General features: G+C 66.6%; 16 protein-coding genes. 8 read left to right on the top strand and 8 right to left on the bottom strand.

The features are described 5' to 3' along the window. Positions 1-40 precede the first annotated feature (40 nt). The 3 genes from DDT93_RS09850 to DDT93_RS09840 are packed head-to-tail and all read left to right on the top strand — an operon-like array spanning position 41 to position 4,397. The gene (locus DDT93_RS09850; RefSeq protein WP_109465616.1) at positions 41-1,657 is read left to right on the top strand and encodes an acyl-CoA carboxylase subunit beta; all 1,617 of its coding nucleotides are present in this window, start codon (positions 41-43) and stop codon (positions 1,655-1,657) included. Between the two features lie 20 nt (positions 1,658-1,677). Then, positions 1,678-3,624: an acetyl/propionyl/methylcrotonyl-CoA carboxylase subunit alpha gene (locus DDT93_RS09845; RefSeq protein ID WP_109465615.1), complete on the top strand. Its 1,947-nt coding sequence runs from the start codon at positions 1,678-1,680 to the stop codon at positions 3,622-3,624. After that, positions 3,621-4,397 carry an enoyl-CoA hydratase-related protein gene (locus DDT93_RS09840; protein ID WP_109465614.1) on the top strand — a complete coding sequence of 259 codons (777 nt, stop codon included), beginning with the start codon at positions 3,621-3,623 and terminating at the stop codon, positions 4,395-4,397. Before DDT93_RS09845 ends, DDT93_RS09840 begins: the two co-directional genes overlap by 4 nt. A gap of 3 nt (positions 4,398-4,400) precedes the next feature. Here DDT93_RS09840 and DDT93_RS09835 read toward each other — a convergent pair whose 3' ends face one another. From DDT93_RS09835 to DDT93_RS09815, 5 genes are all read right to left on the bottom strand, one after another. Continuing rightward, positions 4,401-5,549: an acyl-CoA dehydrogenase family protein gene (locus tag DDT93_RS09835; protein ID WP_109465613.1), complete on the bottom strand. Its 1,149-nt coding sequence runs from the start codon at positions 5,547-5,549 to the stop codon at positions 4,401-4,403. Positions 5,550-5,666: 117 nt separating this feature from the next. Then, positions 5,667-6,971, bottom strand: coding sequence for a TRAP transporter large permease (locus tag DDT93_RS09830; protein WP_109465612.1), 1,305 nt, complete (start codon positions 6,969-6,971; stop codon positions 5,667-5,669). Then, complete coding sequence (locus DDT93_RS09825; protein WP_109465611.1) at positions 6,971-7,474, bottom strand: TRAP transporter small permease; 504 nt, start codon at positions 7,472-7,474, stop codon at positions 6,971-6,973. Before DDT93_RS09825 ends, DDT93_RS09830 begins: the two co-directional genes overlap by 1 nt. After that, positions 7,474-8,442 carry a TRAP transporter substrate-binding protein gene (locus DDT93_RS09820; RefSeq protein ID WP_109465610.1) on the bottom strand — a complete coding sequence of 323 codons (969 nt, stop codon included), beginning with the start codon at positions 8,440-8,442 and terminating at the stop codon, positions 7,474-7,476. The genes DDT93_RS09825 and DDT93_RS09820 overlap by 1 nt, the downstream gene beginning before the upstream one ends. Positions 8,443-8,554: 112 nt before the next feature. Next, positions 8,555-9,727 carry a LysR family transcriptional regulator gene (locus tag DDT93_RS09815; RefSeq protein WP_109465609.1) on the bottom strand — a complete coding sequence of 391 codons (1,173 nt, stop codon included), beginning with the start codon at positions 9,725-9,727 and terminating at the stop codon, positions 8,555-8,557. A 226-nt stretch (positions 9,728-9,953) separates the two neighbouring features. Here DDT93_RS09815 and DDT93_RS09810 point away from each other — a divergent pair, with 226 nt between their 5' ends. From DDT93_RS09810 to DDT93_RS09790, 5 genes are all read left to right on the top strand, one after another. Continuing rightward, positions 9,954-10,685, top strand: a complete 732-nt coding sequence (locus DDT93_RS09810) for a PIG-L deacetylase family protein (RefSeq protein WP_109465608.1) — start codon at positions 9,954-9,956, stop codon at positions 10,683-10,685. A 67-nt stretch (positions 10,686-10,752) separates the two neighbouring features. Beyond that, on the top strand, positions 10,753-11,148 hold the full coding sequence (locus DDT93_RS09805) for a DoxX family protein (protein WP_109465607.1): 396 nt from the start codon (positions 10,753-10,755) through the stop codon (positions 11,146-11,148). A 62-nt stretch (positions 11,149-11,210) separates the two neighbouring features. After that, on the top strand, positions 11,211-12,176 hold the full coding sequence (locus DDT93_RS09800) for a VOC family protein (RefSeq protein WP_109465606.1): 966 nt from the start codon (positions 11,211-11,213) through the stop codon (positions 12,174-12,176). A 79-nt stretch (positions 12,177-12,255) separates the two neighbouring features. Further along, positions 12,256-12,927 (top strand): 4-carboxy-4-hydroxy-2-oxoadipate aldolase/oxaloacetate decarboxylase, encoded by a 672-nt coding sequence (locus DDT93_RS09795; protein ID WP_109465605.1) that lies wholly within the window; start codon positions 12,256-12,258, stop codon positions 12,925-12,927. Between the two features lie 27 nt (positions 12,928-12,954). Further along, positions 12,955-14,025 carry a 4-oxalomesaconate tautomerase gene (locus tag DDT93_RS09790; RefSeq protein ID WP_109465811.1) on the top strand — a complete coding sequence of 357 codons (1,071 nt, stop codon included), beginning with the start codon at positions 12,955-12,957 and terminating at the stop codon, positions 14,023-14,025. On the opposite strand, the gene DDT93_RS09785 is transcribed toward DDT93_RS09790, so the two are convergent. Genes DDT93_RS09785 through DDT93_RS09775 form a run of 3 tightly spaced genes read right to left on the bottom strand, consistent with a single transcriptional unit; the run spans position 14,022 to position 16,380 of the window. Further along, positions 14,022-14,894 (bottom strand): polysaccharide deacetylase family protein, encoded by an 873-nt coding sequence (locus DDT93_RS09785; protein ID WP_109465604.1) that lies wholly within the window; start codon positions 14,892-14,894, stop codon positions 14,022-14,024. The two genes, DDT93_RS09790 and DDT93_RS09785, sit on opposite strands and share 4 nt — an antisense overlap. Further along, positions 14,891-15,547 (bottom strand): aspartate/glutamate racemase family protein, encoded by a 657-nt coding sequence (locus DDT93_RS09780; protein ID WP_109465603.1) that lies wholly within the window; start codon positions 15,545-15,547, stop codon positions 14,891-14,893. Before DDT93_RS09780 ends, DDT93_RS09785 begins: the two co-directional genes overlap by 4 nt. Continuing rightward, a complete protein-coding gene (locus tag DDT93_RS09775) occupies positions 15,544-16,380 on the bottom strand; it encodes an ABC transporter permease (protein ID WP_109465602.1) in 837 nt (278 codons plus the stop codon). Before DDT93_RS09775 ends, DDT93_RS09780 begins: the two co-directional genes overlap by 4 nt. Between the last annotated feature and the right edge of the window lie 2 nt (positions 16,381-16,382).

Raw genomic sequence — 16,382 nt, 5'->3', positions numbered from 1 at the left:
GACCGGGCGCGCGGCCCGGCGGCAATGCAGCGGACCAACCATGGCGAAACTCATCAGCTCCGTCTCTCCGTCCTCCGAGACGTTCCGGGCCAACCGGCAGGGCATGCTGGACCTGCTCGGCCAGATGGAAGAGATCGAAGGCCGCACACGTGCCGCCTCGGAGCGGTCACGCGCGCGTTTCGAGAAACGTCATCAGTTGCTGCCCCGCGATCGCGTCGCGCTGTTGCTGGACCCCGGCAGCCCCTTCATCGAACTCTCCCGGCTCGCCGGTTACGGTCTGGACAGCAAGGACCTGGGCCAGTCGGTGCCGGGCGGCGGGGTGATCGCCGGGATCGGCTATGTCTCGGGTATCCGCTGCATGATCAGCGCCTCGGATTCCGGGATCGCCGCCGGGGCCCTGCAACCGATGGGGCTCGACAAGCAGTTGCGCGTTCAGGAGATCGCGCTGGAGAACAAGCTGCCCTATGTCCAGCTGGTCGAAAGCGCGGGCGCCAACCTGATGGACTACCGGGTGGAGGACTTCATCCGGGGCGGCAACATCTTCCGCAACCTCGCGCGGTTCTCGGCGGCAGGGCTGCCGGTGATCACGGTAACCCACGGCAGCTCCACCGCCGGGGGCGCTTATCAGACCGGCCTCTCGGACTATATCATCATGGTGCGCGGACGGACCCGGGCCTTTCTAGCCGGGCCGCCCCTCCTGAAGGCCGCCACCGGCGAGATCGCGACCGAAGAGGAACTGGGCGGTGCCGAGATGCACACCGGAATATCGGGCCTTGGCGATTACCTGGCCGAGGACGACCGCGAGGCGCTGGGACTGGCCCGCTCGATCCTTGGCAACATCGACTGGCTCGGTCAGCGCGAACCGGTGCGCCAGCATGACGAACCTGCCTACGACCGCGAGGAATTGCTGGGCCTGATGCCGATGGACCACCGACAGCCGGTCGACATGAAGGAGGTCATCGCGCGGTTGGTCGACGGTTCGGACTTCGTCGAGTTCGGCACACGCTACGGCGGCGCGACGGTCTGCGGCAACGCCCGGATCGCGGGCTGGCCCATCGGGATCATCACCAACAATGGCCCCATCGACCCCGATGGCGCGGCCAAGGCGACGCATTTCATACAGGCCTGCTGTCAGGCGGGAACCCCGATCCTCTATCTCAACAACACCACCGGCTTCCTCGTCGGCCGCAGCTACGAAGAAGCGGGCGCGATCAAGCACGGTTCCAAGATGATCCAGGCGGTGACGACCGCAACGGTGCCCCAGTTCACCATCTACTGTGGCGCCTCCTTCGGCGCAGGCAACTACGGCATGTGCGGGCGCGGCTTCCACCCCCGGTTCTGCTTCTCGTGGCCCAATGCCAAGACAGCCGTGATGGGCGGCGAACAGGCGGCGGGCACCATGGCCGTTGTTCAGGAGGCCCGCGCCGAGCGGATGGGAGAGCCCGTCGACCATGACCGACTGAACGCCATGAAGGCCCGGATCACTGAAACCTTCAACCGCCAGATGGATGCGTTCTACACCTCGGCGCGCCTGCTCGACGACGGGGTGATCGACCCGCGCGACACCCGCGAGCTGATGATCGAACTGATGCAGGTCGCGCGCGAGGCCGATGCCCGGCAACCCCGCGCCATCCAGTTCGCCGTGGCCCGCCCGTGACCAGCGCAAGAGACCAGGACATGCAGAAAACCGCTCCCTTCTCCAAGCTGCTTGTTGCGAACCGCGGAGAGATCGCGGTCAGGATCATGCGAACTGCCCGCGCGATGGGGTTCCGGACTGTTGCGGTCTACTCCAACGCGGACGCCGGGGCGGCGCACGTGACATGCGCGGACGAGGCTGTGTGCATCGGCGACGCGGCGCCTTCGGCCTCCTATCTGCGGGTCGAGGCGATCATAGACGCCGCACGGCGTACCGGCGCTGAAGCCATTCACCCCGGCTATGGCTTCCTCGCCGAGAACGAGGCGCTGCCAAGCGCCTGCGCGGCGGCGGGGATCGTCTTTGTCGGGCCGGGCGCCGCGGCCATCCGGCAGATGGGCGACAAGGCTGGTGCCAAGTCCCTGATGATCGCAGCGGGGGTGCCCTGCGTCCCGGGCTACCAGGGCGAGGACCAGTCGCCCGAGACCCTTCTGCAAGAGGCGCGCCGCATCGGGTTCCCGGTGATGATCAAGGCCACGGCAGGCGGTGGTGGGCGCGGCATGCGCCTCGTGACCGAGGAGGCGGCATTTGCCGCGCACCTCGCCTCTGCGGTGTCCGAGGCGACAAGCGCCTTCGGCAGTGGCACGGTTCTGCTGGAAAAGGCCATCATCGCGCCGCGCCATGTCGAGATACAGGTCATCGCGGACGCGCACGGCAATGCCATTCACCTCGGCGAACGGGACTGTTCCCTGCAGCGCCGCCATCAGAAGATCATCGAAGAGGCCCCCTCGCCCGCCGTCGATGCGGCGCTGCGTGAACGGATGGGCGAGGCCTCCATCGCGGCGGTCAAGGCAATCGGCTACGTCGGCGCGGGCACCTTCGAATACTTGCTCGACGCCGAGGGCCATTTCTACTTCATGGAGATGAACACCCGTCTGCAGGTCGAACATCCGGTGACCGAAGCCATCACCGGTCTCGATCTCGTCGAGCTGCAACTGCGTATCGCCGCGGGAGAAAAGCTTCCCCTGACGCAGGAGCAGGTAATCTTTTCGGGCCACGCCATCGAGGCACGGCTCTGCGCCGAGGACCCGACCGCCGGTTTCATGCCGCAGAGCGGGCGGATGGCACTCTGGCGGCCCGCCGAGTTTCTCCGCACCGATCATGCGCTCTCCGATGGCGCCGATATCTCACCGCACTACGATTCGATGATCGCCAAGCTGGTGGGCCACGGCACCACGCGCAAGGATGCCCGCCGCAAGCTGATCGCCGGGCTGGAATCGACGATTGCGATGGGGCTGAGGACAAACAAGGATTTCCTTGCCGCCTGCCTCGCCCACCCGGCGTTCCGCGACGGCTCTGCCACGACAGCATTCATCGCAGACCACGGCGATACCCTGCAGGTCGAGCACGCAGCACAGGAGTCTTCGGCCGCGATGGTCGCCGCCGCCCTCCTGCGTGCCGCGCCCGGCACCGGACTGACCCATGGATATATGGCCCCACTCCGCCTGGGACGGAACGAAACCGAGTACCGCCCCCGTGTCCGCGCCCTGCGCGACGGGGCCTGCACGGTCGAGATGGAGGGGCAACTGCCCCTGAACCTGCGCGTCCTCGCTCGCCGCGGGCACATGGTCGAGATCGAGCGGGAGGGTGCACGCCTGTCCGCCACGCTGTTGTGCGACACCGGGCAGGTCACGCTCCAGTTCGCCGGGCGAACCTATGACTTTACGGATCTCACCTTCGAGCCGGTTATCACTGCGGCGGCTGCAGGCGGGGACGGCAGGATCCGGGCGTCGATGAACGGCAACGTGGTCGGCGTGGCTGTCGCGGTGGGTGACCGTATCGAGGCCGGTCAGATGCTGGTGGTGGTGGAAGCGATGAAGATGGAACACGGTCACGCCAGCCCGGTGGCCGGGACCGTCACCGCCGTGAACGTCGCCCCCGGGATGCAGGTCGCGACCCACGCCGTGCTGGTGGAGGTCGAGGCACGATGACGAGCGATTGCGTTCTTCACGACCAGCGCGGCGCGGCCTTCTGGATCACCTTGAACCGGCCGGGGAAGCGCAATGCGCTGAATGCCGACGTGATCGCGGGCATCTCGGCAGGCATCGACGCGGCCCTGGCGACGCCCGAGGTGCGCTGCATCGTGCTGACCGGTGCGGGCGACCGGGCGTTCTGCGCGGGCGGCGACCTGCAGCCCGGCGGTGGTTTCGACATCGACTTTTCCCAGCCGCGCTCTGCCTACGCGGACTTGATGCGCAAGACGCAGGATTGCCCGCTGCCGACGCTGGCCGTGGTGAACGGGGCCTGCGTTGCAGGTGGGATGGGCCTGCTGGCCATGGTCGACATGGCCATTGCCACCAAGACCGCGATGTTCGGCCTGCCCGAAGCCCGCATCGGCCTTTTCCCGATGCAGGTCCTTGCGCTGTTGAAGACAATCGTTCCGGCGCGGACCCTGCGAGAGTGGATGCTCTGCGCAGAGCTGTTCCCCGCGCAGGAAGCGCTGGTGGTCGGCCTGCTGAACCGGGTGGTTCCAGCCGACGAACTCAACGCCACTGCCGAGGCGATGGTGGACAGCCTGTCGCGTTGCTCGCCTTCGGCCCTGCGGCGCGGCAAGTACGCAATGCGTGCGGTCGAAGCCATGACCTTTGATCAGGCCATCGCCTTTGCCGAGGGGCAGCTGAGCCTGATGACACTGACCGAGGACGCGCGCGAGGGGCTCGCCGCGTTCAACGAAAAGCGCCCCGCGAGGTTCACGGGCCGCTAGCCGTCAGTCCGACCCGATGCCCATGAACTTGGTGAGAATGCGGAGCATCACCTCGTCCGCACCGCCGCCGATCGAGGTCAGGCGTACATCGCGGTAGATCCGCGAGATCTCGCTTTCTTCGCTGTAGCCCATGCCGCCCCAGAACTGCAGGCAGCCATCCGCGATCTCGCGCGAGAGGCGGCCCGCCATCAGCTTGGCCATCGTCGCCAGCCGGGTGGCATCCTCTCCGCCGACCACCATTTCGACCCCACGCCAGTTCAGGGCGTTCAACGCCTCCAGCTGCGCCTGCATCTCGGCAAGACGATAGTGGACCCACTGATTGTCGAGGATCGAGCGGCCGAAAGCCTTGCGTTCGCGTGTATACTCGATGGTGCAGTCTATGGCCCGCTGCAACACCGCCGCCGTATTCAGCGCGCCCCAGAGGCGTTCGTACTGGAACTGCTCCATCTGGTAGACGAAGCCCATGTTCTCCTGCCCGATCAGATTGCCCTGCGGCACCCTGACGTCATCAAAGAACAGCTGCGCAGTGTCCGAGGAACGCATCCCGATCTTGTCGATCTTCTTTGCGACCTCGACCCCCCTGGTCTTCATCGGCACTACGATCAGCGACTTGTTGCGATGCGCCGGGCCGTCCCCTGTGTTGGCCAGCAGACAGCAGAAGTCGGCCTGCGTGCCGTTGGTGATCCACATCTTGGCGCCGTTGATGACGTAGTCGCCGCCATCCTTGCGCGCCGTCGTCTTCAGCGAGGCGACGTCCGATCCGCTACCGGGTTCCGACACGCCGATACAGCCAACCATGTCGCCCGCGATGGCCGGGCGCAGGAACGCCTCTCGCAGCGCATCGCTGCCATGTTTCTCCAGCGCCGGTGTGCACATGTCCGTCTGAACGCCAAGGCTCAGCGCGACACCGCCCGAACGCGCTGCACCCAGCGCCTCGGCCACGACGGCGGCATAGGAGAAGTCGAGCCCCAGCCCGCCCCAGTCCTCGGACTTGGAGACGCCGATCATCCCGAGGGCGCCAAAGGACTTCATCACCTCGTGTGCCGGGTAGATGCCCGCCGCCTCCCATGCGTCCGCATGGGGGTTCACCTTGTCCTCGACCCAGCTCCTGACCGACGTCCGGACCGCCTCGTGTTCCTGTGTCAGCTGCATCCCGTCGCGCTCCTCCTTCGCCGGGCCCGCGGCGGCGGGCCCTGACCGGAGGCTACAGGCGGCCCGCCGCGATGGTCTTGTGTCCAGCGGCTAGTTCCAGGCGGGACTGCGCCGCCCTCAGTCGAACATCGAGTTCGGGATCGCCGTGGCAATCGCCGGGAAGATGATGATCAGCGCCAGCCCGACGATCATGGCGAGCAGGAAGGGGAAGACGCCACGGAACACCGTGGTCAGGGAAACACCATCGGCCACGCCACGCACCACGAAGACGTTCAGCCCGACCGGCGGAGTGATCATCCCCATCTCGATCACGATCACCGCGACGACGCCGAACCAGATCGGATCGAACCCGAAGCCCGTGATCACCGGAAAGACGATAGGGATCGTGATCACCAGCATCGACAGCCCGTCCATGAACATGCCGAGCACCACGTATGCCAACAGGATCACGATGAGCGTGCCATAGGCCCCGAGACCTAGTGCCCCCAGCCCCCCGCCCAGCGTGGCCGGAATGTGGGTCACCGCAAAGAAGGGGTTCAGCACGTTCGCCCCGATCACGATCATGTAGAGCATGGCCGAGGTCTGGAGCGTGTCACGCAGCGCCAGTTTCAGCATCTCGAAGGTCAGCCGCCGCTGTGCAAGCGCGAGGATCAGCACAAGGCCCGCGCCGATGCCCGAAGCCTCGACCGGGGTAAAAACACCCACGTAGATGCCCCCGATTGACAGCACGATGACCCCGATCAGCGGCGCGGCCTCGGCAAGAACGCGGAACCGTTGCCACAGGGCAACCCGCTCGCCGCGTGGCCCTGCCTCGGAGTTCAGCGTGGCGATCAGCCAGATCGCCGCCATGAACAGAGTCATCAGCAAGAGGCCCGGCAGGATGCCTGCCATGAACAGCCGCCCGATGCTTTCCTCGGTCAGGATCGCGTAGAGGACGAAGCCGGTGGAGGGCGGGATCAGGAAGCCCAGCGTGCCGCCCGCCGCGATGGCCCCGGTGGCGAGGCTGTCGGCGTACCCCAGCCGCCGCATCTCGGGGAGGGCGACCTTGCCGAGGGTGACGGCGGTTGCCACGGACGAGCCGGAGACGGCGGAGAAGGCAGCGCAGCCGAGGACCGAGGCCGAGGCCAGCCCGCCCCGGAGCCGACCGACCCAGGCAAAGGCCGCGTCATAGATTCCGCGGGAGTACCCGGCAGCGGAGGAAATGTTGCCCAGCAGGATGAACATAGGCACGACGATCAGCGAGTAGCTGGCGACGGCCGAGTAACTCTCGGTCAGCAGCACTGCCCCGGCAGCGCGGTAGCCTTCCAGCGCCCAGTAGCCGAAGAAGCCCACCAGCAGCATGGCAAAGGCCACGGGGGTGCGCAGGATCATCAGCACGAACAGGCAGAGAATGCCGGTCACGCCGGCGGCGGTCGGTGTCATCACTCAGCACCCTTGCCGATCAGAATAAGGACGAGTTCCACCGCAAAGACGAGCACGCAGAGGCCCGCCCCGGCGGCGAGGATCGCGTAGAACGGCCACAGCGGCAGGCCCAGCATGTTGGTGGCGTCGCCCCACTCGAGCGCGTCGAGCGCCTTGGCACCGGCGCGCTGGCACAGCACCGAGAGCACGCCGCCCGACAGCACCCGGCTGATTACATCGCCGACAAACCGGCCCCAGCGGCCCAGCGCACGGTCGAAGACATCGACACCCACGTGCTCGCCCCGGGCGGTGCAGTAGGGCAGCGCGGTCATCACCAGCGCCACGGCGGCAAGCTGCACGATCTCGTTCAGGCCGAGGATCGGTGTGTTGATCGCGTAGCGCATCAACACACCAACGAAGATCAGGAGAACCATGCCCAGGAGACATATCGCACCGACCCAGGTTAGCGCGAGGGTTGCCTGGGCGAGCATCCTCGCCCAGGCCGTTTCTTGCAGGCGGTCCATCAGTCGGCCAGCGCCTCGACGATCGCCTTGGCGGCATCGCCGGTCTCGGCCACGACCTCGTCGGTCACCTTGTGCGCCGCCTCGTTGAAGGGCGCGGCCTCTTCGGCGGTCAGGTCGATCACTTCCTTGCCGTCCATGCCGCGGAACGCCTCGATCCCGTCGGCGGCAACGGTCAGCTGCACCTTGTTGCCCAGCAGCGAGGCTTCCTTGCCTGCATCCTCGACGGCGGCCTTGTCCTTGTCCGACAGGCTCTCCCACGCGTCATGGTTCATCACGATGAAGAAGGGCGAGTTGGTGGTCTCGAACCCGCGGGTCAGGTACTGCGCGACTTCGCCCAGCTTGAACGCCCGGGTCGCGGTGGCGTCGATCATGGCGCCGTCGATCACCCCGGTCTGCATCGAGTTGTAGATCTCGGTCACCGGCATCGACACCGGGGTCGCGCCCCATGCTTCGACCAGCTTGCCGGTGTTGCGCGAGGGCACGCGGATCTTCTTGCCCGCGAGGTCGGCGGGCGACCGGACGGCAGTGTCGCGCATGTAGAGCACGTTCTCGGCGGAGGACCAGAGCGACACCAGTTTCACCCTGCGGTATTCCGGCTGGAACAGGTCGATATGGTCCCAGATATTCTGGGTGCCGGTGGCTTCTTCGACCACGTCCGGCAGTTCGGCGATCAGGGTCAGCGGAAAGGTCGACGCGGTGTAGCCCGGCAGCGAGATGGCGAACTCCGCCACGCCGTCGACCACGCGCGAGTACTGCTCGACAGGACCCGGCCCAAGTTCGCCACCGTTGTAGAGGGTCACGGTCAGGTCGCCGCCGCTCTTCTCGGCCACCATGTCGGCAAAGGGCTGGAAGGCACCTGCGACATAGGGATGGGTCGGCGGCATGAAGTTGGCGAACTTCATATCCTCGGCCAGCGCGGCCGACGCGCAGAGCGCAAGCGCCGCTGCGGTGATGGTGGTGAAACGCATGGTATCCTCCCGAAATCTCCGGACCGGACGCGATCCGGCCAACGCGGCTCTTATTCGCCCGGTCCCGGGTCTTCAGGCCAATTCAAAGAGGGTGAATCGGAATAAGTTCTGGCTATAGAACGCGGCGGCGCGCCGCCTCGTCGCGGAGCAGTTCAAGCAACAGGCTCTGGGCCTGCGTCGGCAACCAGCCTTCACGCAGGGTAAGACCGATGGGCCGCGCGGGCCAGTCGGCACGCACGTCCAGCCGGATCAGAAGCCCGCGCGCGATCTCGGCTTCGGCCTGCGCCTCGGAGATGCAGCCGAGGAAATCGCCCCGCTCGAGGAACTCGCGCATGAAGAGGATCGACCCGGCCTCCATCACGCTCTCCGGGCTGCCCTCGAACACGGCATCGAACTGCTTGCGCGAGGGCGTCCCGACACGCGGCACCACCCAGGCCCGCCCGGCTAGGTCCGCCGGCGCGAGATTTCGCACGCCGCCAAGCGGGTGACCGGGGCGGGCAACAACGGCGAGACGGTCGTCGAACAGCCGCTCCTGCACCACGTCCGAAATCGGCAGCGGGTCGCGCAGTGCTCCGATCATCACGTCGATATCGCCGCGCCTGAGACCGGTCAGCAGGTCACTGTAGAGCCCGTCGATTACCAGCAGCGGTTGGCGCGGTCGCTGGACCCTGAACCGCGCCAGCGCCTGGGGCAGGAGAACCGAGCGCGAAAGCGGCAGCGCGCCCACGACGATCCGGCCCTCCTCGCGCCCGTCGAGTTCGGCAAGATCGGCCTCGGCCTGTTCCAGTTCGGAGAAGGCGAGCCGCGCCGCCTGCGCCAGCGCCCTGGCGGCACGGGTCGGGACCAGCCCGTGCGGCCGCCGTTCGAACAGCGATTGCCCGGCCTCGGTTTCAAGCTGCGTAACCGCCCGGTGCACCGTGGGCTGCGCCAGCCCGAGGCTGCGCGCGGCGAGGGTGAAGTTCTCGGCGTCGGCCACGGCAATCAGCGAGGAGAGCTGTGCGCTCGATGTTGTCACCACCAGCCGCGCCGACAATTCCTCCAGCGCGCGGTCGAGCCGGCCAAGGGCGCGGCGCACCCGTTGCCCCAGGATCCGCCCGCGTTCGGTCGGGAAGACACCCTGCCGGGTCCGGTCGAACAGCGGCCCGCCCGCCTCGCGCTCGAGCTTGCCCAGCGCCTGCGTCACCGCAGGCTGCGAAACGTGAACACGTTCTGAGGCGAGAGTCAGCGATCCGAGATCGCTGACGGCGAGAAATACCCTGAGATGACGAAGGTTGCGCGAGATCATGACGGCAGGACCGCCGCGTCGCAAATAAGCGGCAGGGCGATCCGCCTGCCGTACTGTTGTATCACACCCATCCGGCGCTCCAATCCCCACCCCGGCCTGCGTTCTTCCCAGCTATGTCAACCGCGAGAGGAATAGCAAGAACTTATGCCCGGACACGGGTTTCGAAATTGTCACCGACCGCCTCGCCGTGAGATTGCGCAGGGCAAACACCGGGAGGAGACCTGCCATGTCCGACAAGAAAACCGCTCTGGTCATCAGTGCCCATGCCGCCGACTTCGTCTGGCGCTGTGGCGGCGCAATCGCCCTGCATGCCGAGATGGGTTACGACGTCACCGTGGCCTGCCTCTCGTTCGGCGAACGCGGCGAGAGCGCACGGCTGTGGAAGGAAGGCAAGTCTCTGGACGAGGTCAAGGCCATCCGCCGGGCCGAGGCCGAGGCCGCAGCCGATGCGCTGGGCGTCGCGCGGCTTGAGTGTTTCGACCTTGGCGACTACCCCCTCGTGCTCGGCACCGACGAGAAGTACCGGCTGGTCGACCTGATCCGCGAGGTGCAGCCCGCCTTCATGCTGTCGCACTCGAAATTCGACCCCTACAACACGGACCACATGTACACGACGCAGGTGGCGCTCGAGGCGCGCATGATCGCACAAGCCTGGGGTCACAACCCGGGGCAAAAGGTGCTAGGCGCGCCGCAGCTCTACCTTTTCGAACCGCATCAGACGGAACAGATGGGCTGGAAGCCCGATACCTTCCTCGACATCACCCCGGTCTGGGACAAGAAGCGCGCCGCCATGGAGCACATGAACGGTCAGGTTCACCTGTGGGACTACTACACTCGCGTCGCCCAGCAGCGCGCCAATCATTTCAAGCGCAATTCGGGCGGCATGTCGGGCGGGCGTGACTGCAAGTACGCAGAAGGATTCGAATCGATCTTCCCGCGAACTGTTGATGAACTGTGAATGATGCGGGAAGCGGAAAAATCTGCCATGATTCAGGTGTCTGACCATTCAAAGGGAGTTCCTGGCCATGACTTTTCTTGCTCCGTTCCAACCGCAACTGCTGTCAATCCTTCGGATCATGTCGGCGCTGCTTCTGCTGCAGCACGGCACGACCAAGGTGCTCGATTTTCCGGCAAGCCAGATGAGTGCCGTGCCGCTGTCCACACCGGCCGGCATCGCAGGCATCCTGGAGCTGGTGTTCGGCATCCTGCTGGCCATCGGCCTGCTGTCGCGGCTGTCCGCCTTCATCCTGAGCGGGATGACGGCCGTGGCCTACTTCATGGTTCACGCACCGCAGGGGTTCTTCCCGCTGCTGAACGGCGGCGAACTGGCCGCACTCTACTGCTTTGTCTTCCTGTACCTCGCCGCAGCGGGCCCCGGCCCCTGGTCGGTGGACGCCATGCGCAGCAAGGACGCTGCCTGAGCGGACAGGCCAACACCAAGAACAGGTCGGGCCTCTCGGGCCCGACCCCGGAGGAGACCTGAATGACCCGGCCCACCAATCCCAGTTTCGACCTCGCCCACCTTGGCCATGTCGAGATGCTGACCGACAGATACGAAGAGAGCCTGGATTTCTTCACTCGCATCTACGGTCTCAAACTGTCTGCCGAGGACGAAACCTCGGCCTACCTCCGGGCCTGGGACGATTACGAGTTCCACACGCTGAAACTGACCCGCGCCAGCACCACCGGTGTTGGACACATCGGCTATCGCGCCGCCTCTCCCGAGGCGCTGGAACGCCGGGTCGAGGTCATCGAGGCCTCGGGCTACAAGGTGCACGGCTGGGTCGAGGGAGACCTCGGTCATGGCCGCGCCTTCCGCTTCGAGGACCCTTTCGGCCATGTTTTCGAGATCTATTACGAGACCCGGTGGTGGGAGCCGCAGGACGAGGCCGAGAAGGCCGCTCTGAAGAACACCGCCAGCGCCTTTTCCGGCGCCGCGCCGCGCCGGATCGACCACCTGAACCTGCTGTCCTCGGACGTGAGCGAATTCCGGCGGTTCATGGAAATCTGCCTTGGCTCGCGCGTGACCGAGTACATCCAGCTCGACAACGGGCGGATCGGCGGCTGCTGGTTCACCGTCAACAACAAGACCTACGACCTTGCCTGCACCGAGGAGCATGGCGGGGGCGACGGTCGGCTGCACCACGTCACATATGCCACCGACCAGCGCGAGGACATCCTGCGCGCGGCGGATATCTTCCTGCAGAACGGGGTGCATATCGAGACCGGGCCGCACAAGCACGCGATCCAGGGCACCTTCTTCCTCTATGTCTGGGAGCCTGCTGGCAACCGCGTGGAGCTGGCCAATGCCGGTGCTCGGCTGATCCTGGCGCCCGACTGGGAGCCGGTCTGCTGGACGGAAGCCGACCGCAAGAAGGGCCAGGCCTGGGGGCTCAAGACCATCGAGACCTTCCACACCCACGGTACGCCGCCGGTGGCCAAGGGCTGAAGATCGCTGCGGGCGGCCGCGACCGTGGCGGCCGGGCATTCGAGTATTTCAGAAGAGAAGATGCAGGAGAGGGACTGATATGGCAGTCGTGGTTCAGAACGTGGCACGGGCCGAGGCCGCAGTGATCGACGCGCTGGGGCGTGCGGGCGTCGCAACAGTGCACGAGGCGCAGGGGCGCAAGGGTTGCCTGCAAAGCTATGTGCGGCCGATCTGGACCGGCGCGCAGATCGCGGGCTCGGCGGTCACTATCTCGGCCCCTCCGGGCGACAACTGGATGCTGCACGTCGCCATCGAGCAATTGGCCGAGGGTGACATCCTCGTTCTCGCGCCCACGTCTCCCTGCGACAACGGCTATTTCGGCGACCTGTTGGCGACGTCGGCGATGGCGCGCGGCTGTCGGGGGCTGGTGATCGACGCCGGGGTGCGGGACGTGAAGGACCTGACCGTCATGGGCTTCCCGGTCTGGTCCAAGGCGATCAGCGCGCAGGGAACGGTGAAGGAGACGCTGGGCTCGGTCAACGTGCCGATCGTCTGCGCCGGTCAGGCCATCGAGGCCGGGGATGTCATTGTCGCCGATGACGACGGGGTCGTCGTGGTTCGCCGGGACGAGGCCGCCGCCGTGCTGGAGAAGGCCGAGGCGCGGCTGGCCGCCGAGGAAGCCAAACGCCAGCGCCTCGCAGCGGGGGAACTGGGGCTCGACATCTACGATATGCGCCCACGACTGGCCGAGAAGGGCCTGAAGTACATCTGATCCCGTTGCCGGGGGAGGAGGACAATGATGACGCGATACGAAGACGAGGGCATATCCTGTCTCTGGATGCGAGGCGGCACCTCGAAGGGGGCTTACTTCCTTGCCTCGGATCTGCCCGCCGATGCAAACCTCCGCGATGCGCTGCTGCTGCGGATCATGGGTTCGCCCGACCCGGCGCAGATCGACGGGATCGGCGGGGCCGACCCGCTCACCTCCAAGGTCGCCGTCCTCTCCGAACCGAGCCGGCCGGATGCCGACGTCGACTACCTGTTCCTTCAGGTCTTCGTCGACAAGCCACTGGTCTCTGACGCGCAGGGTTGCGGCAATATCCTGGCCGGGGTCGGCCCAGCCGCCATCGAACGCGGGCTGGTCGCGATCACCGGCGAGGAGACCACCGTGCGCATCCACATGCGCAACACCGGCGAGATCGCCGTGGCGCGGGTGCAGACGCCGGGCAGCCGGGTCAGCTATGCGGGCACTGCGCAGATCGACGGTGTTCCCGGCCACCACGCAGCCGTGCCGCTTTTCTTCGAAGGGCTGGCCGGGTCAATGTGCGGCTCGCTACTGCCGACCGGCAAGGTGCGCGATGTCATCGACGGGGTGCAGTGCACGCTGATCGACAACGGAATGCCCTGCGTGATCCTCCGGGCGGAAGACCTCGGCGTGACCGGTTACGAGAACCGCGATGCGCTGGATGCAGACACCAAACTCAAGGCAAGGCTGGAAGCGATCCGGCTGCAGGCCGGGCCCATGATGAGGCTGGGCGACGTTCGCGAGAAATCGGTTCCCAAGATGACGCTGGTCTCGGCCCCGCGCGCGGGCGGTGTGCTCTCGACCCGCAGCTTCATCCCGCACCGCTGCCACGCGACCATCGGCGTCTTTGCTGCCGTCAGCGTGGCGACGGCCTGCACTCTGCCCGGCTCGCCGGCGGCAGAGATCGCGACGCTGCCTCGGGGTGAAACCTTTGCCATCGAGCATCCAACCGGCGCGGTCGACGTCCTACTTGAACGCGACGCGAGCGGTGCCGTGCGCCGGGCCGGAAGCCTCAGAACGGCGCGCAAGCTGTTCGACGGGCGCGTGTTCCCGCGACCGGCCTAGAGCCGGTCGGCACAGTAGCGCGCGAACTCGCCCGCGTGGCAGATCCAGACCCGGTCGCGCTGATCCGCGATATGCTTGAGGGCGCGCCGCAGCTGACGCAGACGGAATGGCTGACCGACGATGTAGGGATGCAGCGCCACGCCCATGACAAGCGCCTGCCCAGCGGATTGCTCGAGCATCTCGTCGAAATTGTCGATGATCATGTCCGCGAACTCGGCCGCTCCGACCTTGCGCGCCATGATCGCGGGAATGTCGTTCAGCTCCTGCGGGTATGGGATCGACAGCAAGCGCCCGGCGCGGGTGGTCATCCATACCGGCTGGTCGTCCATGCACCAGTTCAGCGTGTAGCGATATCCCGCTTCGACCAGCAGGTCCGGAGTGACCGGGCTCTCGGCGATCCAGGGGCTGAGCCAACCCTCCGGCGGACGCGCCTCGGCACTGGCAATGACCTCGGTCGCTTCCGCGATCATGACCCGCTCCGCCGCTTCCTCCATCACGCTCTGGCGTTCCGAATTGGTGCGCCCGTGACCGGCGACCTCGTCACCCCGCGCCCGAAACGCGGTCATCAACTCGGGCGCGTAGTCGTACATGGCGCTGTTGGCCAGCACCGTGGCGGGCAGGTCCAGCGCATCGAACAGCTCGATCATCCGCCACGCCCCGACGCGGTTGCCGTAGTCGCGCCAGGCGTAGTTCAGGATATCCGGCTGCGGACCCCCGGGCGCCAGTTCGGCGCCGAGGCCCTCGCCAAAGGCAAAGTGTTCGAGGTTCAGGCCGAAGTAGACGGCGAGGCGCTTGCCGCCCGGCCAGTCCAGCGGCGCACGCCGCGTGATCGGGACATAGTCGTAGCGCCCGTGACCCGGCAGGCTCACGACGCTGCGCCCCCGTAGCGCGCCGCCGCCAGCGCCAGATGGGCCGATGCCGCAACCCCGTCGATCAGGGTGATCCCGGTGCGCGCCGCGAGATCGTCGCGCAAGCCCGTCATCCCCGCGCAGCCGAGCACCACCGCCTCCGCACCATCCTCGTCCCGTGCCCGCAGGAAGGCGTCGGCAAGCTGCACACGGGTCGCCTCGCTGCCCTCGTCGATGGCCAGTACTCCCAGGCCGCTGGCCCGCACCGACGCACAGGCGCCGGAGAACCCGTTGCGGTCGATGTTGCCGCGGATGACCGGGATCGCGGCGGCAACCGAGGTGACGACCGAGAACCGCAGCCCCAACAGCCCCGACATGACGTAGGATGCCTGCCCGATCCCCAGCACCGGGCAAGGCGCCGCCGCACGCGCTTCGGCCAGCCCCGTATCGTCGAAACAGGCGATCACGATGGCATCCGCCCGCGCGTCGCGCACCCGCGCCAGAACGCCGGGAACCGCCGCCTCGCCGTCCTCCGCGCCCTCGATGGCGGGCGGGCCGTCGCGGTTCGTCACCCCTGCGACCTCGACCCCCGGCAGCGCCGCTCGGGCGGTGGTGACAATCGCGTCGGTCATCCCTTCGGTGGCGTTCGGGTTGATGTAGAGGATGCGGGTCATACGCCCCTGCCCGCATCGGACCCGAGACGCGCCCTGCGCTTGCCCATGATCCAGACCGCGAGCAGGAAGGCGGCGATGATCCCGAAGGAAAAGATCGTCGTCAGCGTGCCCAGCGCGTAGATCACCGGTGTTGTCACATTGGTGGTCATCCCGAAGATCTCGAGCGGCAGCGTGTTGTAGCTGCCTGCCGTCAGCAGGGTTCGCGCAAACTCGTCGTAGCTGAGGGTGAAGCCGAACAGGGCCACCCCGATCAGCGAGGGCGCGATGATCGGCAGCACGACGTGCCGGATGGTCTGCCAGGCGGTCGCGCCCTGGTCGCGGGCGGCCTCCTCGTAACTCTTGTCGAAGCGGTTGAAGACGGCGAACATGATCAAGAGGCCAAAGGGCAGCGTCCAGGTCAGTTGCGCGCCGAAACCGCTGGTCGCCCAGTGCACCTTCAGTCCCAGCTGGTTGAAGATCAGGCCAACCCCCAGCGAGATCAGGATCGACGGGATAACCAGGGAGGTGATGGCGGCATAGAACAGGATACCCGACCCGCGGAATTTCTTGCGAAAGGCCAGACCCGCCATGACCGAGATCACCACGGTGGTGATCATCACCATCAGCCCCAGTCCGAAACTGCGCCGGAACGCGCCCCAGATGTCGCCGACGGCCTGCTCCTGGAACAGGTCGCGGAACCAGTAGGTCGAGACCCCGTTCATCGGGAAGGTCAGCCCGCCCCCCGGCCCCTGAAAGCTGAGGATGCCGATGGTCAGGATCGGCCCGTAAAGGAACAGGACGAAGAGGCCGAAGAAGGCGGCCAGCACGTAAAAGCTGCGGGGGCGTCGTTCCATCA

The sequence above is a fragment of the Albibacillus kandeliae genome, from assembly GCF_003116585.1.
Classification (GTDB): domain Bacteria; phylum Pseudomonadota; class Alphaproteobacteria; order Rhodobacterales; family Rhodobacteraceae; genus Albibacillus; species Albibacillus kandeliae.
The sequence above is the reverse complement of the archived record's forward strand: the minus strand, read 5'-3'. Positions and strand labels throughout refer to the sequence as shown.